General features: G+C 67.8%; 16 protein-coding genes. 5 read left to right on the forward strand and 11 right to left on the reverse strand.

Annotated features, from left to right (window positions below; all coding sequences use genetic code 11):
* Positions 1 to 21: 21 nt before the first annotated feature.
* Positions 22 to 633 (reverse strand): ABATE domain-containing protein, encoded by a 612-nt coding sequence (locus ABNX08_RS30000; protein WP_022539417.1) that lies wholly within the window; start codon positions 631 to 633, stop codon positions 22 to 24.
* Between the two features lie 127 nt (positions 634 to 760).
* Here ABNX08_RS30000 and ABNX08_RS30005 point away from each other — a divergent pair, with 127 nt between their 5' ends.
* Positions 761 to 1651 carry an alpha/beta fold hydrolase gene (locus tag ABNX08_RS30005; protein WP_022539418.1) on the forward strand — a complete coding sequence of 297 codons (891 nt, stop codon included), beginning with the start codon at positions 761 to 763 and terminating at the stop codon, positions 1649 to 1651.
* 83 nt (positions 1652 to 1734) lie between these two features.
* On the opposite strand, the gene ABNX08_RS30010 is transcribed toward ABNX08_RS30005, so the two are convergent.
* Positions 1735 to 1920 carry a hypothetical protein gene (locus ABNX08_RS30010; protein ID WP_349607496.1) on the reverse strand — a complete coding sequence of 62 codons (186 nt, stop codon included), beginning with the start codon at positions 1918 to 1920 and terminating at the stop codon, positions 1735 to 1737.
* 272 nt (positions 1921 to 2192) lie between these two features.
* On the opposite strand from ABNX08_RS30010, the gene ABNX08_RS30015 reads away from it, so the two are divergent.
* Positions 2193 to 2669, forward strand: a complete 477-nt coding sequence (locus ABNX08_RS30015) for a nuclear transport factor 2 family protein (RefSeq protein WP_022539420.1) — start codon at positions 2193 to 2195, stop codon at positions 2667 to 2669.
* A gap of 145 nt (positions 2670 to 2814) precedes the next feature.
* Here ABNX08_RS30015 and ABNX08_RS30020 read toward each other — a convergent pair whose 3' ends face one another.
* From ABNX08_RS30020 to ABNX08_RS30055, 8 genes are all read right to left on the reverse strand, one after another.
* A complete protein-coding gene (locus ABNX08_RS30020; RefSeq protein ID WP_022539421.1) occupies positions 2815 to 3405 on the reverse strand; it encodes a TetR/AcrR family transcriptional regulator in 591 nt (196 codons plus the stop codon).
* A gap of 177 nt (positions 3406 to 3582) precedes the next feature.
* The gene (locus ABNX08_RS30025; protein ID WP_022539422.1) at positions 3583 to 4416 is read right to left on the reverse strand and encodes a tetratricopeptide repeat protein; all 834 of its coding nucleotides are present in this window, start codon (positions 4414 to 4416) and stop codon (positions 3583 to 3585) included.
* A gap of 6 nt (positions 4417 to 4422) precedes the next feature.
* On the reverse strand, positions 4423 to 5307 hold the full coding sequence (locus tag ABNX08_RS30030; RefSeq protein WP_022539423.1) for a Ku protein: 885 nt from the start codon (positions 5305 to 5307) through the stop codon (positions 4423 to 4425).
* 93 nt (positions 5308 to 5400) lie between these two features.
* Positions 5401 to 7170 (reverse strand): alpha,alpha-trehalase TreF, encoded by a 1770-nt coding sequence (treF, locus tag ABNX08_RS30035; protein ID WP_022539424.1) that lies wholly within the window; start codon positions 7168 to 7170, stop codon positions 5401 to 5403.
* Positions 7157 to 7309 (reverse strand): hypothetical protein, encoded by a 153-nt coding sequence (locus ABNX08_RS30040; protein ID WP_022539425.1) that lies wholly within the window; start codon positions 7307 to 7309, stop codon positions 7157 to 7159. The genes treF and ABNX08_RS30040 overlap by 14 nt, the downstream gene beginning before the upstream one ends.
* A 341-nt stretch (positions 7310 to 7650) precedes the next feature.
* Positions 7651 to 9075, reverse strand: coding sequence for a multidrug transporter subunit MdtD (mdtD, locus tag ABNX08_RS30045; RefSeq protein WP_022539426.1), 1425 nt, complete (start codon positions 9073 to 9075; stop codon positions 7651 to 7653).
* Between the two features lie 130 nt (positions 9076 to 9205).
* On the reverse strand, positions 9206 to 10300 hold the full coding sequence (locus tag ABNX08_RS30050) for a metal-dependent hydrolase (protein ID WP_022539427.1): 1095 nt from the start codon (positions 10298 to 10300) through the stop codon (positions 9206 to 9208).
* Positions 10276 to 10902: a TetR/AcrR family transcriptional regulator gene (locus tag ABNX08_RS30055; protein ID WP_022539428.1), complete on the reverse strand. Its 627-nt coding sequence runs from the start codon at positions 10900 to 10902 to the stop codon at positions 10276 to 10278. The genes ABNX08_RS30050 and ABNX08_RS30055 overlap by 25 nt, the downstream gene beginning before the upstream one ends.
* Before the next feature lie 280 nt (positions 10903 to 11182).
* On the opposite strand from ABNX08_RS30055, the gene ABNX08_RS30060 reads away from it, so the two are divergent.
* From ABNX08_RS30060 to ABNX08_RS30070, 3 genes are read left to right on the forward strand one after another with little or no spacing between them, the layout of a single operon-like run.
* Positions 11183 to 14029: an AMP-binding protein gene (locus tag ABNX08_RS30060; RefSeq protein ID WP_022539429.1), complete on the forward strand. Its 2847-nt coding sequence runs from the start codon at positions 11183 to 11185 to the stop codon at positions 14027 to 14029.
* A 59-nt stretch (positions 14030 to 14088) separates the two neighbouring features.
* Positions 14089 to 15108 (forward strand): TerC family protein, encoded by a 1020-nt coding sequence (locus ABNX08_RS30065; RefSeq protein ID WP_022539430.1) that lies wholly within the window; start codon positions 14089 to 14091, stop codon positions 15106 to 15108.
* A gap of 12 nt (positions 15109 to 15120) precedes the next feature.
* Positions 15121 to 15546 (forward strand): universal stress protein, encoded by a 426-nt coding sequence (locus ABNX08_RS30070; protein ID WP_022539431.1) that lies wholly within the window; start codon positions 15121 to 15123, stop codon positions 15544 to 15546.
* Positions 15547 to 15557: 11 nt separating this feature from the next.
* Here ABNX08_RS30070 and ABNX08_RS30075 read toward each other — a convergent pair whose 3' ends face one another.
* Positions 15558 to 17744 carry a TonB-dependent receptor gene (locus ABNX08_RS30075; protein ID WP_041681841.1) on the reverse strand — a complete coding sequence of 729 codons (2187 nt, stop codon included), beginning with the start codon at positions 17742 to 17744 and terminating at the stop codon, positions 15558 to 15560.
* Positions 17745 to 17950: the final 206 nt, after the last annotated feature.

The raw sequence follows: 17950 nt of genomic DNA on the forward strand, positions 1-17950 counted from the left end.
AGCGAGCCCCGCCTCGCCTGCCTACCCGGCGGCCGCTTCGTTGCGCTTGCGGAACGAAGCCACCTTGTGGCGGTTGCCGCAGAGCGCCATGCTGCACCAGCGGCGCCGGTGCGAACGGGTGCGGTCGTAGAACCAGAGGGCGCAATCGTCGCTCTCGCACTTGCGAATCAGCGCGAAGTCGCCGGACGCGAGCAGTTCGGCGGCCGCCTCGGCCAGCGGTGCCAGCCAGCCTGAGGCACCGGTCCGGTCATGGCACCGGTGCACCGTGACCGCGCCGTCCCGGTCCCGTCGCAGCTCAAGATGACTTGCGCCTTGCGCCAGGATACAGTTCAGCGCCGCCAGATCTACCGCTTCTCCATGCTTGCGCTTGTGCACCGCACCGCGCACAACCTCGCGTAGCGCCCTGGCCGCGACCAGCAGATCCTCGGGCAGCTTCTTCGGCCGCTCCGCCTGTGCGACCAGGCCGGTCGCCACCAGCCAGTCCATCACATCCGCATTGCCCTGCCAGCGGTCCGTCGGGACGCCGTCGACCTGCTCGACTGTATTGATCAGGTCGAGGGCGACGTGGTCGGCAAGCAGCCTCGGGGCCATATGGGCATCGGGTTCGTGGGTGTGGCGGGTCATGGCGCTCATGGCAGGTATCTCCTGCGAACAAGTGTAACCATCAAAAATGACATTGACAAGTTACATGACGCGATTATCCTGTAACCGTTATCGTAAACTTTTAACGGTTTCACACGGTTCTCAATGAGGAGTCTCCATGCCAAACGCCACCCCCACCATCCCGGCCGTCACCGTCCACACCGTGGAAGCGGACGGAGTCCAGGTCTTCTACCGGCAGGCCGGCCCCGCCGACGCGCCCGTGCTCCTGCTGCTGCACGGGTTTCCGTCGTCGTCGCACATGTTTCGCCACCTGATCCCGATCCTGGCGCAGCGCTACCGCGTGATCGCCCCCGACCTGCCGAGCTTCGGCTTCACGGTGGTGCCGCAAGCGCGCGACTACCGCTACACCTTCGACAGCCTCGCCACGACCACGCTGGCCTTTGTCGACGCGCTCGGCCTGACCCGCTATGGCATCTATGTCTTCGACTATGGCGCGCCCGTGGGCCTGCGCCTCGCGCTCGCGCACCCCGAGCGCGTTTCCGCGGTCATTTCGCAGAACGGCAATGCCTACCTCGAAGGGCTGGGCGACGCGTGGGACCCGATTCGACGCTACTGGCAGGAGCCCACGCAGGCCAACCGGGAAGCGCTGCATGACGTGCTGACGCTGGCAGGTACGCGCTGGCAATATGAACATGGCGTGGCCAACCCGGAGGTGATCGAGCCCGAGGCCTATTTCCTCGACGCCGCGCTGCTGGAACGCCCCGGCAACAAGGAGATCCAACTCGACCTGTTCCTGGACTACGCCAACAACCTCAAGCTCTACCCGGCATTCCAGGCGTTCTTCCGCGAATACCAGCCGCCCACGCTGGCGATCTGGGGCAAGCACGACGCTTTCTTTATCCCCGCGGGTGCGCAGGCCTACCGGCGCGACAACCCGAATGCGCGCGTGCAGATGCTGGACACCGGCCACTTCGCACTGGAAACCCATCTGGAAGAGATCGCCGGCGCGATCCTGTCGCTGATGGAGTCGGCGGCCTGGACCGCGTAGCCTGACGCAGGCGGGACGGGGCGGGAAGCGCTAAAACACTTCCCGCTTTCGCATTGGCCGATGCAATGCCGGTGGGGCCTGCGTCAGCCGACGACTTCGAGCGCGATGGCCACGAACGCCTTTGCCGCCGCGCTACGGTAAGCGCCCTTGCGCTGCAGCAGCGCCGCCGTGCGCTGCGGCGGCTCCGGCTGGAGCCGTATCTGGAACAACGCTTCATGCTCGCGCGCGACCGCGGCCGGCAGCATGGTCGCCATCCGGGTTCGCTTCACGAACGGCAAGTACCTGCCGACCAAGCCGTTCTGAGGCACGGGCCCTGTGCCCAGCCCGCGATGCCGTGCCAATTGAGTGGAAACCGTGCGATCTCGATATAGCTTCGACGGCTTTTCTTCCACACTGCATCTCACGACCTGGTCTCGCCGGGAAGTCTGGACAAAGGTGGCGCAAGGCATGCGCCAGCGCTGCTAGTCCACCAATGCGCCAGTCGGCAGATCGCCTGCCCTATCCGTCAGCAACATGCCATCCATCTTGTCAGGAGAAAGCCATGTCCACCAATGAAGTCCGCCCGCCGGCCCCCCCGTTCACCCTCGAAACCGCAATCGAAAAGGTTCGCCTTGCCGAAGACGGCTGGAACAGCCGCAACCCGGAAAAGGTTGCGCTGGCCTATACGCCGGACAGCGCGTGGCGCAACCGCGCCGAGTTCGTCAACGGCCGCGCAGCCATCATCGAGTTCCTGACCCGCAAGTGGAACAAGGAACTGGAGTACCGCCTGATCAAGGAATTGTGGGCGTTCGAAGGCAACCGCATCGCCGTGCGCTTTGCCTATGAGTGGCGCGACGACGCCAACAACTGGTACCGCTCGTTCGGCAACGAGAACTGGGAGTTCGACGAGCAAGGGGTGATGCAGCGCCGCTTTGCCTGCATCAACGACATGCCGATCAAGGAGTCCGAGCGCAAGTTTTTCTGGCCGCTTGGCCGTCGTCCCGACGATCACCCGGGCCTGTCCTCATTCGGGTTCTGATCCGGGCGCTGCGGCAACAAGGAGCGGGCTCCGGTGGCGACATGCTGCCGGAGCCTGCTTTGCATTGGGCGGACGAGCCGCTCCGGGCACTGTCGGCGCAAAAAAAACGACACAGCCCGCAGACTGCGTCGCGCGTGCGCGAAGGCTATGCCGCCCTGGCTGTCTTCTTCGCCGGGCGCGCCGCGCCCTCGATATGGCCAAGTACCCGCTTGCCCGATTCCACGATGGCCGGGCCGTGCGTCATCTGGTACCGCACGATCATGCCCTCGATGCACAGCATAGCGTCCGCCGCGACGGTCGCGGCATCTTCCAGGCCAATGCGTCGGGCCAGCGTCTCGATATAGGTCTCCAGCGATTTCTTGTGCGCCACGGCTTGCTGCAAATGCGTGGCGTCGCCCGTCGAACCGGCCTCGGCGACCATGTTGATAAACGCGCAGCCGCGGAAGTCCGCCTGCGCGAACCACACGCCAAGCGCGTCGGCGATGACCGCCAGGCCGGGCCGCTCGGCAAACCGCGCCTCCACTTCCTCGGTGAACCACTGCATCCAGAAGTCGTGCCGCCGCTCAAGGAAGGCCGTAATCAGGTCATTCTTGGAAGCGAAGTGCCGGTAGAGCGACATCTTGGCCACCTCCGACTCCGCAATGATCTTGTCGATCCCGGTCGCACGAAATCCGTCCTGGTAGAACAGGCGCGCCGCGGTCTCAAGGATCCGGTCACGTGCAGAAGCCTGTGCCATGCCGACCACCTTTTGCTCAAGTTGATGACTGGAGTATTGCAGACAGACCTGTCTCTGTAAAGGTGGAGCCGCTGCTGGGAGAATGTCCTGCAGACAGACCTGTCCTATAAATTGACGCACCGCATGTGACCGATGTGCGGACGCGCGCAAGCCACGCCACCGCGCCGACCGCCCCCTTCAGTCCGTCTCCCGCTTGCCCGCGCCAAGCTGCCGGTACCGGTTGTAATGACGAATGGCACGTTGCGTGTCCCCCAGCTCGTCATGCAGCCGCGCGGCGTTATAGTGGGCGTCGGCAAAATCCGGCGCCAGGCTGATGCTCTCGTGGTAGTTTGCGAGCGCCTCGCGATAGGCGCCGGCATCTTCCATGGCCACCGCGAGGTTGTAGTAGACCAGGGGCGCATCCGGAAAACGCGCCAGCGCCTGCCGGTACAGCTCGATCGCCTCCGCGAAGCGCGACTGGTCGCACAGCAGGCAACCCAGGTTCAGCCAGGCGTCAAGCAGGCCGGGATCCTCGGTGAGCGCCCGGCCGTACGCCGATTCGGCCGCCGCCGGATCGGCCGGCTCCAGCTCCAGCGCCATCTCGAACAGTTCGGTACCACTGAAGCTGCCAGAGGCATCATGCCCTGCCCGCCGCGCAAACTCGACCACGGTGCCGGGCCTGCCTTCCGGCTCGAAATCGATGATGCGCTGCCCGGTATCGACCTGCCAGGCACCGTACTCGTCCCTGACCGCAACTGCGCCACCGACGGCCCGCACGCGCATGCCCGTCGCAGGGCGCCCCGCGCCCATGGTATCGAGTCGCTGCAATGCGCGCACGATGTGGCGCGTGGGCACATGCGACGCCCTCAGTGACTGCGCGGTACGCAGCAACAGCACGTCCTGGAAGGCGAATTGCAGCTGACCGCGCGCACCCCGGCGCGGCGCGATCACGCCCGCGGAGACCAGGGCATTGACCACCGAGCGCGGAACGCCAAGCAGGGCCTGCACGTCGCGCAGCGTGTAGAACTCCATTGCCGGCTATTTCCTGGCCGCCCGCTTCGGCAGCGTCGTCACGGTTTCCACGCGCTTTGCGCTCTTGCGTGGCGCGGGCTCGCGCGCAGTCTTGGTGGCCGCAGGCCGCTTCTTCGCGGTGCTGAGGCTGTTGCGCAGCGCTTCCATCAGGTCGATCACCTCGCCGCCGGCGGACTCCGGCGCTTCCGCCGCGACGGTGATCTTCTTGCCGGCGATCTTCTTGTCGATCTGCTCCAGGATGCGCTGCTTCTCGTCGTCGGTATAGGCCGAGGGGTCATAGCCCTCCACCGTGTTCTGTCCGATCAGCTGCTCGGCAAGTGCCAGTTCCGCGGGCAGCACGTCGGTGTGCTCGACATGCAGGTCTGCCATCGAGCGCACCTCGTCGGCGTACAGCAGTTGCTGCAGGATCAGGCCATCGTCGCCAACGCGGATCTGGACCATGTACTGCTTGCCCTTCCACACCCACTTGGCCAGCGCACAGGTGTCGGTCTTGCGCATCGCTTCAGAGAGCAGGGTGTAAGGCTTGGCGCCCCGCTTGTCGGGCCCGAGGTAGTAGGCCTTGTCATAGTAGATCGGATCGACGGCCTTGACCGGCATGAAGGCGATGATGTCGATGGTGTGCTGTGCCGCATCTTCCAGCGCCTTCAGCTCTTCCGCCGTGAAGGTGACGTAGCGGTCCTTCTCGAACTCATACCCTTTGACCATGTCCGTGCGGTCGACGACCACGTCCTCGCGCTGGCAGATGTACTGCTGGCGCAGGCGCGAGCCACAGTCCTTGTGCAGCAGGTTGAAGGTGACGGACGATTTGCTTTCGGTAGCCGAGTAGACCTTGACCGGTATCGAGACCAGGCCAAAGCTGACGGACAGGGAGGCGATGGAGCGTGCGGCCATGGGGGGCTCCCGCGAAACAGGGTTCCTGAAAGGCTATACCGTGAGCGTGATGTCGGCAAAGGTGCCCGCTGGCAGTGGCGCCGACGGCACGAGTCAGGGTAGCATGCCGCCTTCGGCCCGGCACGTCGCGGGTACATCGCCATACAGGGCCATCAGCGCGCTGGCGATGGCATTGGTCCAACCGAATCCATCCTGCAGCGGATATTCGCCGCCGCGCCCGCCTTTGGCATGCGCCTCGCACGCTTCGATGCGGTACTTCTCCACCAGCTTGCATTCGTGGGTGTAGAGGCTGGCCACCGTGGCCAGCCAGCGCTGCGCGATCTCGCGCGCCAGCGTGTCATGGCCGTAGCGCGCCAGGCCGCGCACGGCCAGCCATTGCAGCGGCGCCCAGCCGTTGGGGTTGTCCCACTGCTGCCCGGATGAGAGTTCGGTAGTCGCCAGGCCGCCCTGGTCCAGCAGCCGCGCAGAAATCGCCTGCGCCACGGCCTGCGCCTGCGCAGGTGTTGCCAGGCCAAGGTAGAGCGGCATCACCGTCGCCGCGGTCAGGCAGCGGCGCGGCTCGCCGCGGCACCAGTCATAGTCGACGAAGGCGCCTGCTGCGTCGTCCCACATGGTCTGCATGATGGCCGCCTTGCGCTGCTGCGCGGCGGCGCGATAGTCCTCCGCATCCGCGTCGCCGGCCTGCCCGGCGAGTTCGGCAAGGCGCGTCTCCAGGTGCCACAGCAAGGCGTTCAGGTCCACCGGCAACATGGCCGTGGTGTGGATGGTCGCGAGGCTCGCGGGCTGCGCGGCGGCGGGCGTGTCGAGCCAGCGCGAGCTGAAGTCCCAGCCTGATTCCGCGGCGGCGCGCAGGTCGCGGAACACCGCATGGTGCGGCCGGCCGCTGCACAGCGCGGTCTGCATGTCTTCCAGGAAGGCTTCCTCGCGCGGGCAGCAGCGGTCGTCCCAGTAGCGGTTGAGCACCACGCCGTCGGGCAGGCGGATCACGCGCCGGTGCGCATGCCCGGGCCGAAGCGCATGCGCGCCATCCATCCAGAATGCATACTCGCGCCGCAGCTCCGGCAGGAAGTCGATGGCGCGGGCGACCTGCTCGCGCTCCAGCAGGTCGACCATCAGCACGAACACCGGCGGTTGCGAGCGGCTCAGGTAGTAGTTGCGCGTGCCGTTGGGCACCAGCCCGTAGTTGTCGATCAGGTAGGCAAAGTTCTGCACCATCTCCAGCAGCAGGCCGCCGCGGCCGCTGCCCGCCAGCCCCAGCATCGTGAAGTACGAATCCCAGTAGTACAGCTCGCCGAAACGCCCGCCCGGGACCACGTAGCGGTGCGGCAGCGGCAACAGCGACGAGCGCGGCGGGTGCTCCACCGGCTCGCGCGTCAGCACCGGCCACAGCCCGTCGATATGTTCGCGCAGCGTGCAGGCGGGATCGGAGACATAGTGGCTGTCCGGCACGATGGCGCGGGTGAAATGCGCCTGCACGAAATCGGCCAGCAGGAAGCCCGGCGAGTTGCGCTGTTCGCGGTAGCGCGCCAGGATCAACTCGGGATCGCAGTTGGGGATGCAGTCCGGGAAGGTCTTACTGTCGGCAAACAGGCCGCTGTGCTGCACGTCAACGAAGAGTTCGCCATAGCGCGACGCCGGTGACAGCGCATCGGCCTGCGCGCAGCTTGGCAGCACATGCGGCGCGGGGCATTCGCGGTGCGTGACCAGCGGCGGGCTGGCCACCGCGTGGACCTTGGCGGGCGCGGCGGACGGCCCCGCGACTGCGCCGGCGCCATCCGGCGTGGCCGGGTCCGTGCGCGGCACCGTGTAGCCGCCCGCGGCGGAGATCGTGCCGGGCGCGGGGGTGGGGTCACTGTTCCGCATAGTTCCACTGCAGGCCGCCATCGACCAGCATGGTGTCGATGGCGCCTGCCGCGGCCAGCGCCTGCTCCATCATGCGCGCGATATCGGCCACGCAGCTGGCGCCGCCGGTGACGAATGCCGTCCTGCCTGTCAGCTTCATGGGGGCGTCTCCGTGCATGAGCGCGCGGCGGGGGCGTCGCGGGCCTATGACCATTAGGAGCCGTGGCCGGCCGGGAAGTTCTCCGGCAGCCGCTATCCGCGCGGCGATGCGCGATCCGTCTTGTGGCGAGTACGAGGCTTCAGGCACTGCGAATGCCAGTGAGTCAGGCAGGCAGCCGGCAAACCCTCCGTGACCGCGCCGGCAATGTCGAGGACGGCCGGCGCTACTGGCTCAGCATGTCAGTGTAGTTCTGAGCCGCACGCTGCAACGCCCGGCGGCGCTGAGCCGGCGGGGTGAGCCGGCGGGTTGGGCCGATGACGCGAGCAGCCCGGTGCCGCAGCTCACACCTCCTTCTCGCCGTGCCGCACCGCCAGCGCCGGCGCCGCCTCCTGCGCGCCGAGCTGCATGAAGATCCACGCCGATGCGCAGGTGATCAGCCCCATGCAGATGAAGGTGGCGTGGAACGCCGGCAGCACCGCCGCCGCCTCGCCGCCGAAACGGTGCTGGAAGGTCGCGAGCAGCGCCCCCGCAGAGGTCACCGCCAGGCTCATCGACAGCATCTGCACCATCGACAGCATGCTGTTGCCGCTGCTCGCGCCCGCGCCGCTCAGGTCCTTCAGCGTGACCGTGTTCATCGCCGTGAACTGGATCGAATTGACCATGCCGAACATCGCCAGCAACGGGATCAGCAGCCACAGCGGCAGTTGCGGCGTGATCAGCGCGAACGCCGCCATCACCACCCCGACCGCAAAGGTATTGGTCACCAGCACGCGGCGATAGCCGTAGCGCTGGATCAGCCGCGTGGCGAGCCGCTTGGAGGCCATGCCGGCGGCAGTGACGGGCAGCATCATCAGGCCGGCGTCGAAGGGCGAATACCCCAGGCTCACCTGCAGCGTCAGCGGGATCAGGAACGGCATCGAGCCGTTGCCGATGCGCGCGAACAGGCTGCCCAGCAGCCCGACGCTGAAGCTGTGGATGCGAAACAGCCGCAGCGGAAACAGCGGCTGCTTGCGGCGGTTGGCGTGCAGCCCGTAGGCGGTCAGCGCGGCCATGCTGGCGATCAGCAGCATCAGCACGGTGGCGTGCTGGAAGCCGAGCCCGGCCAGCCCGTCGAGCGAGAACGACAGCGCCAGCATGGCGACCGCCAGCAGCAGGTAGCCCGCGATATCGAAGGGGCCGATGCCCGCCAGCCGCGCATTGGGCATATAGTGCACCGTGGCCAGCGCCCCCAGCACGCCGACCGGCACGTTGATCAGGAAGATCCAGTGCCACGACAGCGCCTGCGTCAGCCAGCCGCCCAGCGTCGGCCCGATCAGCGGTCCGATCATGCCGGGGATGGCGACAAAGCTCAGCGCCTGCAGGTACTGGTCGCGCGGGAAGGTGCGCAGCACCGACAACCGCCCCACCGGCAGCAGCATCGCCCCGCCCACGCCCTGCACCACACGAGCGCCCACCAGGAAGTTCAGCGTCGGCGCATACGCGCACAGCAGCGAGCCGGCCACGAACAGCGCGATCGCGGTCTGGAAGATGGTGCGGGTGCCAAAGCGGTCGGCCAGCCAGCCCGAGGCCGGGATGATCACCGCCATGGTCAGCGAGTAGGCGATCACCACCGACTGCATCCGCAGCGGGCTTTCGCCCAGGCTGCGCGCCATCGACGGCAGCGCGGTGTTGACGATGGTCGAATCCAGCGTCTGCATGAAGAAGCCGACCGCCACCACCCACAGCATGATGCGGCGGGTGCGGTCGTCGGGCGGTGGCGTGGTCATGTTTGCAGGCTCCGGTCCGGCCGGGCCCCGGCATCCCGGTGCGCGCCGGCCAAAGCCAACACCTTAAAGGGCAATCGCTGAGCAGGCAAATCCATGCGTCGGCACTCGCAGCGCTGCTGGTGGCGCCGCCCTAATCGATACGCTGGCGCTGGTCGCGGCTGAAGTAAGCAAGCCGGTGCAGCCGCCATGGTGCCTGCGCACTGTCGCGGCAATAGCCATAGCGGAAGATGTCTTCCACCGCGGGCAGGTCATAGCGCAAGTCGGTGAACCAGACGCAGGCGGCGGTTCCACCAATTGGCAGGGACGGCATGGCCGTTATGGCGGACAAGGCCGGATAGACCGCAAATTGCCTGAAATCCGCAAAGTCAGGCCGCAGCCAGAGCTGCGATGCCAGGGCCCGCTCGTCCGGCGCCTCCGGCAGCCGCGACCGCGCCATCCAGACCATGCGCCCGGGCGCCACATAGGCCCTGGCCATGGCAGGCAGGCGCCCCAGCGCCTGCCATGGCGGTATCCACGCCGGATGCCCGGCCAGGTTGACGTGGGCGACGCGGTAATCCATGTCCGCGCGGGCGATCAGTTTCCAGTTGAACGGGGAAAACGGCTGGGGCAGCGCGTCTACCCCCTGCGCCTGGAAGCCGGCGGCGCGCAAGGATTCGTTGCCCAGTTCCAGCGCCCGTTGCTTGAGCACAGCCTGGACGCCGACATAGGCGCAGAGCAGCGCCATGCCCGCCAGTGCGCCCCGGCTGCGCCACTGCGGCGCCAGGAACAGTGCCAGGGCCAGGCCGGATACGACGATGCCGCTCAGCAGCGGATCGACCAGGAAGCTGGTGCCAAGGCTGAAGCGCCGTTCGGAGCCGGGATAGAAGATGCGGGTGCCATAGACCGTGATCAGGTCCAGCGCGATATGGCTGGCCACGCCGAGGCAACTGACGGCCAACGCCTCTCGCCAGGCGTCGCGCCGGCGCGCCACCAGGCAGAACAGGCCGGCAAGCAACGCTCCCCAGGCGGGAAGCAGCAGCAGCGAATGGGTCGGCCCCTGGTGCCACTGCGCCAGGAAGCGCAGCGGATGGACCAGGAAGCCCAGGAAATCCAGATCCGGAAAGGCCCCGGCGACAGCGCCCAGCAGCAGGCGCTCGCGTGTGCTTAGCCGCTGGCCCGGGACCTCGGCCGTGGGGATGGCGAGCGCGGCCTGCGCCCCCATCAAGGCATGGGTGATCGTGTCCATCCGGACCGGGCCGGTCCCTTGTCGACTGGGCGGCGCAAGGCGAGGCGCTCGGCGCAGCGCAGTTGCCGTTCGAGCCAGGCTTGCGTGCGGCCGGCATCCGGCGAACTGTCGCGCAGCCAGAAGCCGAAGGTGGAGAGAAAGATGCCGGTCAGCAAGACCTCTTCCATCTCACGGCGCCAGCCGGATTCGGGCAGGCGGGCGGATTCCCGGATCCACTGCACGGTGCTGCTGATATGCAGCAGGCCCTGTACTTGCAGATGCAGGTGCTCCGGCTGCAGCTTGTAGCGCAGCATCTGGGCGGTGAGCTGCCGGTGCGGGGCCAGGACTTCGAGCCAGGCGAGAATGGCCTGTTCCAGGCGCTCGCGGCAGGACAGGGCGGCCCAGCCTTCGCGCGCGGAGATGCGCACGAGCGCACGATCGGCCCGTTCGAACCAGGCCTCGGCCAGGTCGTCCTTCGTCCGGTAGTGCCGATGGATCTCATCCAGGCCGATTCCCATGTCGTCGGCGATGTCGTAAAGGTGCAGCGCGTCCCAGCCGCTGCGCTCGCCGAGCATCAGGGCGACCTCCAGGATCCGGCCGGCCAGGGCTGCATCGTCGTTCATGGCTTTGCCATCCTCGGGAATGCGTCTGCGCTCTCCCTTCCAGCATAGAAAGGCAGCGCGGGCGCGAGCGCCGATTTCTGCGCCAGGTGCACGATGCCGCATCTTCGAATCGGTGTGCAGTGCGGGGCCTGCCGGCTTGTGCCCGGCTCGGCACCTGCCTCGACAATTTCCACACGCAGCCTATCTTAAGGGTGTCAGTCCAGGCGCCATCCGGACAGGCCGCCGTGCCAGCCAGCACCGGCGGCGGCCACCGTTTCGCGTGGACAGAGGCCATAAGCGCATGAAAGAGGATTCCTCCCCGAGGCAGAACTACGAGGATGCCCTGCTCGGCATCGTGAGGGAGATGTCTTCGGCAATGCGCCCGCCAGCCGAGGGCGAGGTAGCGGTTTCGCTGGACAGCACCCTCGAAGGCGAACTGGGTTTCGACAGCCTGACGCGTGCCGAGCTGCTGACCCGCCTCGAGCAGCGCTTCGGCGTCAGCCTGCCGGAGCAGGTGCTGGCCCAGGCCGACACCCCGCGCGCCCTGCTGCGTGCCTTGCTCGCCGCCAAGGACCTGCCGCCAGAAGCGAGCGGCGCACACCTGCGGCAAGCCCGCCCTGCCCCGGCGGCACAGGCGCCCGAGGGCGCCGCCACCTTGCCGGACGTGCTGCGCTGGCACTTGCGCAGCCACCCGGACCGCACCCACATCATCCTGCAGGACGGCGACGGCGAAGACACGCAGATCAGCTTTGCGCAGCTGCACCGCCGCGCCGCGGCCATCGCCGCCGGGCTGGTGTCCCGCGGCGTGCGGGCGGGCACGGCAGTGGCCATCATGCTGCCCACCAGCCCCGGGTACTTCTACAGTTTCTGCGGCGTGCTGCTGGCGGGCGGGATTCCGGTACCGCTCTACCCGCCGGCGCGGCTGGCGCAGATCGGCGACCACCTGCAGCGCCACGCCGGCATCCTGGCCAACGCGCAGGCGCCGATCCTGATCACGGTGGCCCAGGCGCGGCCGCTGGCCGCCCTGCTCAAGGCCAGCACGGGAACGCTGCAAGGCGTGCTCACGCCGGAGGAGCTGGAGGACGGCGCCGGCGCCCCGGTCCATGCGATGCTGCGCACGCACGACATCGCCCTGCTGCAATACACCTCGGGCAGCACCGGCTCGCCCAAGGGGGTCGTGCTCAGCCATGCCAACCTGCTGACCAACCTTCGCGCCATGGGCAAGACCCTGGCCGTCGGCTCGCAGGACGTCTTTGTCAGCTGGCTGCCGCTCTATCACGACATGGGCCTGATCGGCGCCTGGCTGGGCAGCCTGTACTACGCGTACCCGCTGGTGGTGATGTCGCCGCTTGCCTTCCTGGCGCGGCCCGAGCGCTGGCTCTGGGCGATACACAAGTACCGTGGCACGCTCTCGGGCGGGCCCAACTTTGCCTACGAGCTGTGCCTGCGCAAGCTGGCCAACGCCGATCTGGCCGGGCTGGACCTTTCCAGCTGGCGCTTCGCCTTCAATGGCGCGGAGCCGGTGAGCCTGCAGACCATGCGCGCCTTCATGGAGCGCTTTGCCCGCTACGGTTTGCGCCCGCAGGCCGCGGCGCCGGTGTACGGGCTGGCGGAGGCTTCGCTGGGCCTGACCTTTCCGCCGCTGGGCCGCGGACTGGCGTCCGACCGCATCGACCGTGCCGAATTCACGCGCACTTCCGTGGCAGTGCCCGCCGGCGAACGCGAGATCCCTGGCGAGCGCGAGACCCTGGAATTCCCGTCCTGTGGCCGGCCGCTGGACGGCCACGAAGTCCGCATCGTCGACGCCACCGGGCGCGAACTGGCCGAGCGGCATGAGGGATTGCTGCAGTTCCGCGGCCCTTCGGCCACCACCGGCTATTTCCGCAATCCCGTGCAGACCCGCCAGTTGTTCGACCGCGGCTGGCTGAACACAGGGGACTATGCCTATATCGCCGCCGATGAGGTCTTTATCACCGGGCGCGCCAAGGAGACCATCGTGCGCGGCGGCCGCAATATCTATCCCTACGAGCTGGAGCAGGCCGTCGGCGCCATCCCGGGCATACGCAAGGGCTGCGTGGCCGTGTTCGGCAGTCCCGATCCGGATAGCGGCACCGAACGCATCGTGGTGATGGCGGAAACCTCCGAGAAGGATGTGCAGGCGCGCCGCGCGCTGCACCGGCAGGCGCTGAAGACCGCCCTCGACGTGCTGGGCATGCCGCCCGACCATATCGCCCTGGTGCCACCGCACACCATCCTGAAGACGTCGAGCGGCAAGATCCGGCGCGCCGCCTGCCGCGAGCGCTTCGAGCACGGACGCCCCGGCCGCGGCGTGGAAGCGCCCTGGCTGCAGATCGCGCGCTTTGGCTGGCGGGCGCTGTGGCCGGAGCTGCGGCGTGGCCGGCAGACCGCCGTGGGCCTGTCATATGCCCTCTACACCTGGATCCTGTTCGCAACGCTGGCGCCGGTGACCTGGCTGGCATCGGTTGCGCTGCACCGGCCGACACTGGGCTGGGCGCTCAGCCACCACGCCGCCCGGCTTTTTCTCAGGCTGGGCGCGGTACCCTGGTTCGTGCAAGGGATTGAGCACCTGCCGCGCGACCGGCCCTGCATCCTGGTCTCGAATCACGCCAGCTACCTGGACGGCATCGTGCTGGTGGCGGCGCTGCCCACGCCGGTATGCATGGTCGCCAAGCGCGAACTGCAGGGCCAGCGCATCCCCGGCGCCTACCTGGCCAGCATCGGCGCCGACTTCATCGACCGCTTCGACAACGTGCGCGAGCACGAGGACGTGGAGCGCGTGGTGGCCACGGTGCGTGCCGGGCATTCGGCGCTGTTCTTCCCCGAAGGCACCTTCGGGCGGGCGCCGGGGCTGCAGGCCTTCCGCTCGGGCGCTTTCCTGGCGGCCGCGCGGGCCGGCGCGCCGGTGGTGCCCATCGCCATCCGCGGCACCCGCTCGGTGCTGCGCGACGGCCAGTGGCTGCCGCGCCGGGGGCCGATCGGCGTGGTCATCGGCAGCCCGCTCTGGCCGGACGGCGAAGACTGGCCGGCCGCCATGCGCCTGCGCAATACCGCCCGCGCCGAGATCCTGCATTACTGCGGCGAACCGGATGCCCGGCGCATGACGCACCGCGATGCGAGGCGGGCCTAGTGTCCCGCGCCGCGAGGAACTCGCCATGACATCTGCTGACGAAGCAGGAAACTAGCGGCATGGATACCTTTGCCACCGCGCCGATGTGGGTCGGCTTCCTGATCCTGGTGCTGGGAACGCTGGTCGTGGACGTGTTCGTCCTTGGCGGCCGGCACGCGCACCGCGTTTCGACACGTGAGGCCCTGGGCTGGACCCTGGCCTGGTCGACCCTGGCCGTGCTCTTCGGCATCGCACTCTGGTGGCTGCTGGCCGAGAGCGCCGGACGCGAGGCCGCGAATCGCAAGGTGCTGGAGTTCTATACCGGCTACCTGATCGAGCTGTCGCTGTCGGTCGACAATATGTTCGTGTTCGCGATGATCTTCGGCTATTTCGCGGTGCCGCCGGAGTTGCAGCGCAGGGTGTTGCTGTTCGGCGTGGTCGGCGCGATCGTGATGCGCGCTGTCATGATCCTGCTCGGCGTGTGGCTGATCAGCGAATTCTCGTGGATCCTCTATGTGTTCGGCGTGTTCCTGCTGTTCACCGGCATCAAGATGCTGTTCGTCTCCAGGCGTGCCCCGGATCTCTCGCGCAATCCCATCGTTCGCTTCTTGGGCGCGCATATGCGAATCACCCCGGACTATCACGGCGAGCGTTTCTTCGTGCGCCTGGACGGCCTGCGCTACGCGACGCCGATGTTCCTGGTGGTGCTGCTGGTCGAGGCGACCGACCTGGTGTTCGCCGTCGACAGTATCCCGGCCATCTTCGCCGTCACGACCGACCCCTTCATCGTTTTTACTTCGAACATCTTCGCGATCATGGGGCTGCGGGCGCTGTACTTCCTGCTGGCCAACATGGCGCAGCATTTCCACTACCTGAAGTACGGCCTGGCAATCGTGCTTGCCTTTATCGGCGCGAAGATGCTGGCTGAGCCGTGGTTCCATGTGCCGGTGCACTGGTCTCTCGGCGCCGTCGCCGCGACGTTGCTGGTGTCCGTCCTGATCAGCCGGGTCAGGGCCAGGCACGCACTTGCGCACGCGGGGGACGAACTGGGTGGCCACTGCGCATCGCGCGAGCGCAGGGCCGGGAACCGGCGCACATGAGGAGCAATTGCCATGAACAAGATCCTGCTTGCGACCGACGGATCGGCCTATAGCGATGCGGCTGCCCGCTACCTGGTAGAAAGTCCGCTGCTCACCCGCGATTTCGTCGTGCACGTGGTGCACTGCGAACCGGATGTGCCCGGCGATATCAAGACCTTCATCGACCGGGCCACCCTCGACGCCTGGCATCGCGAACAGAACGACAAGGCGATGCAGTCGGTGGCCAGCATCCTGGGCGCAGCCGGTATCCCGTTCGAGCGCCATGGCTTCACCGGCTTCGCGCCGACCCGCATCGTCGAGTATGCGGGCAGCATCGGCGCCAACCTGATCGTGATGGGTTCGCATGGCCGCGGCGGCTTTCTCGATGCCATCGTCGGCTCGGTAGCCAGGCGAGTCCTTGCCCATGCGCACTGCCCGGTGCTGCTGGTCAAGAATTAGTGCAGCGCGGCTCAGAGGGCGGCGCGCAGGCCCACAAAGAAGCGCCGCCCGGGCGCGGGTTCGAAATACCGCCCGTTGGCCTCGTTGACGATCACCGAGCCGATGTAGCGCCGGTCGGTGATGTTGTCGATGCGGCCGAAGACATAGAGCCGCGTCGGCCCGATGCGGAATTCATAGCCCGCGCGTAGGTTGAACACGGCGTAGCCGGGCGCGGCCTGCGTGTTGAGGTCGTCGGCATAGACGCGGCTGTCGACACGCATCTCGGCGCCCAGCGTCAGCGGGGCCAGCGGCCGCCATGACAGGTCTGCGCTCAGGCTGTGGCGCGCGGTGCCAGGCAGGCGGTTGCCGGCAGCCACGGTCTGGCCCTGCGCGTTGAAAAAGCTGTCGCCGAAGTAGGCGTCGAGCCAGGTATAGGCGAGGCCCGCCTCGATGCGGCTGCCGCCGCCCTGCCCCGGTGTCCCCACCTGCCCGAGAAAGCCGCCGCGCCAGCCCAGTTCGAAGCCGCGCCGGTGCACGCCGCTGACGTTCTGGTAGACGGTGCGGCCGGCATTGTTCGATAGCGGCACCACTTCGTCATGGCTGTCGGCATCGAACAGCGCCGCCTCCAGTCGCTGCCCCGCCGCCTGCCACTTGATGCCGATCTCGCCCTGGCGGCTGGTCGATGCCTGCAGGCCGAGGTTGCTGCCGACACCGCCGGGACCGTACGCGACCTCGGTCAGCGTCGGCGTTTCGAAACCGCGCCCGAGGTTGGCGTAGATATTGAGCGAGTCCAGCGCGTGCCACACCAGTCCTAGCACCGGGCTGACATTGCTGTAGGTTGAACTGCCGCTGTCGTCGGGACTGGCCGCGGTGATGAAATGATCGTCGATGCCCAGCCGCACCCGGCTGGCGCGCACGCCACCCACCAGTTGCCACGCCGGATGGAAGGTCCAGTCGAATTGCGCGAAGGCGCCGAGGTCGGTCGCGGTATCGGTTTCATCGCGGCGCAACGGGCCCTGCGTGCCGTCCTGGTTGACGTAGCCGTTGCGGCCGTCGCGCATGCCGTTGGCTTCCAGGCCCGCGCTCCACAGCAGCGGCAGGCCGTTGGCGGTGGTGCGCCGGCTCCATGACAGCGCTGCGCCGCCGTAGGTGCGGTCGAGGTCGACGATGCCGCCGGCCGAGTTTGGCGCGGCGCCGCTGAAGCCCAGCCGCTGGTACAGGTTGCGCGTGCCGCCGTAGAGGCGCGCGGACAGGCTGTCGGTCCCGGTGAGCTGGTGGTCCACCACCACGCCGGCCTGGGCCTGCTCGACGTTCTTGCCGGTGTCGAACTGGGTCGCGGCGGGCACCGCCTGGCGCGGGTTGGCATCGGCCTGCGCGCGCGTCAGGCCGAGCGGGTCCTGCGCCAGCGGCTGGTTGAAGTAGTTGAACTGTCCCGTCACGCGCGTGCCGCTGGCGGGCTGCGCCACGACCTTGGCATTGAGCTGGTACCGGCGCGCCGCGCTGTGGTCGCGGTAGCCGTCGGTCTGGTAAGTCCAGGCATCGAGCGTGCCGCCGAGCCGCTCGTTGCCGCCGGCCAGCGCCACGCCGGCCTGCCACTGGCCATCCGAGCCGAAGCCGGTCGACACGCGGCCGGTGAAGCCATCCTTGGGAGGATCCGGCGTGAACACCTGCACCACGCCACCCGAGGCGTTGCCGTACATCTGCGCGAACGGACCGCGCAGCACCTCCACCCGGCTGGCGTTGGCGAGATCCGCCGTGGAAGCCTGGCCCTGCCCGTCGGGCATGGTGGCGGGAATGCCATCGACATACAGCCGCACGCCGCGCACGCCAAAGGTCGAACGCGTGCCGAAGCCGCGCACCGCCAGTTGCAGGTCCTGCGAGTAGTTCTGCCGGTCGCGCACCGCCACACCTGGCACGCCGGCCAGCACCTCGGACAGGTTGACCAGCGGCGTGGCGCTGCGCAGCGGATCGACCGGCACGCTGTCGACCGCGGCCGGCGCATCGAACCGGCGCTGTTCGCTGCGGGTGGCGCTGACCACCACATCGGGCAGGGTCTCGGCGGTGGCAACGGCCGCTTCCGTACCAGGCGCATCCGCGGCATGCGCGCCCGCGCCGGCCAGCGCCAGCACGGCGAGCGCCAGCGCATGCCGGGCAGGGCTCGGGATAAGGAGACGGTAGTGCTGCCTGACCGCCAAACGCTGCGTGCCGGCTGGTCTCATGGGTGGGGAAGCGGTTGTGAAGCTGGCGCAGCACGTGAGCACCTCTGGGGCGCCGGCCACAGGTGGATGTGTCGCAACTTTAACGTGTCCGAACCGTCATTACCACGTGCGGCATTGCGGGGAAAACCCGCGGGCGGAGCGATGCCATCACCAGGCTGGGCGATATTCAAAAAAATTCAATGACTGGTTGCAGGAATGTCCACGCA

The organism is Cupriavidus sp. DF5525, from assembly GCF_040149425.2.
GTDB classification, from domain to species: Bacteria; Pseudomonadota; Gammaproteobacteria; order Burkholderiales; family Burkholderiaceae; genus Cupriavidus; species Cupriavidus pickettii_A.

What these genes read in the sequence shown, in the direction of transcription:
- ABNX08_RS30000 (WP_022539417.1), bottom strand. Translation starts at nt 633, where the DNA reads ATGAGCGCCATGACCCGCCACACCCACGAACCCGATGCCCATATGGCC.
- ABNX08_RS30005 (WP_022539418.1), top strand. Translation starts at nt 761, where the DNA reads ATGCCAAACGCCACCCCCACCATCCCGGCCGTCACCGTCCACACCGTG.
- ABNX08_RS30015 (WP_022539420.1), top strand. Translation starts at nt 2,193, where the DNA reads ATGTCCACCAATGAAGTCCGCCCGCCGGCCCCCCCGTTCACCCTCGAA.
- ABNX08_RS30020 (WP_022539421.1), bottom strand. Translation starts at nt 3,405, where the DNA reads ATGGCACAGGCTTCTGCACGTGACCGGATCCTTGAGACCGCGGCGCGC.
- ABNX08_RS30025 (WP_022539422.1), bottom strand. Translation starts at nt 4,416, where the DNA reads ATGGAGTTCTACACGCTGCGCGACGTGCAGGCCCTGCTTGGCGTTCCG.
- ABNX08_RS30030 (WP_022539423.1), bottom strand. Translation starts at nt 5,307, where the DNA reads ATGGCCGCACGCTCCATCGCCTCCCTGTCCGTCAGCTTTGGCCTGGTC.
- treF (WP_022539424.1), bottom strand. Translation starts at nt 7,170, where the DNA reads ATGCGGAACAGTGACCCCACCCCCGCGCCCGGCACGATCTCCGCCGCG.
- ABNX08_RS30040 (WP_022539425.1), bottom strand. Translation starts at nt 7,309, where the DNA reads ATGAAGCTGACAGGCAGGACGGCATTCGTCACCGGCGGCGCCAGCTGC.
- mdtD (WP_022539426.1), bottom strand. Translation starts at nt 9,075, where the DNA reads ATGACCACGCCACCGCCCGACGACCGCACCCGCCGCATCATGCTGTGG.
- ABNX08_RS30050 (WP_022539427.1), bottom strand. Translation starts at nt 10,300, where the DNA reads ATGGACACGATCACCCATGCCTTGATGGGGGCGCAGGCCGCGCTCGCC.
- ABNX08_RS30055 (WP_022539428.1), bottom strand. Translation starts at nt 10,902, where the DNA reads ATGAACGACGATGCAGCCCTGGCCGGCCGGATCCTGGAGGTCGCCCTG.
- ABNX08_RS30060 (WP_022539429.1), top strand. Translation starts at nt 11,183, where the DNA reads ATGAAAGAGGATTCCTCCCCGAGGCAGAACTACGAGGATGCCCTGCTC.
- ABNX08_RS30065 (WP_022539430.1), top strand. Translation starts at nt 14,089, where the DNA reads ATGGATACCTTTGCCACCGCGCCGATGTGGGTCGGCTTCCTGATCCTG.
- ABNX08_RS30070 (WP_022539431.1), top strand. Translation starts at nt 15,121, where the DNA reads ATGAACAAGATCCTGCTTGCGACCGACGGATCGGCCTATAGCGATGCG.
- ABNX08_RS30075 (WP_041681841.1), bottom strand. Translation starts at nt 17,744, where the DNA reads ATGAGACCAGCCGGCACGCAGCGTTTGGCGGTCAGGCAGCACTACCGT.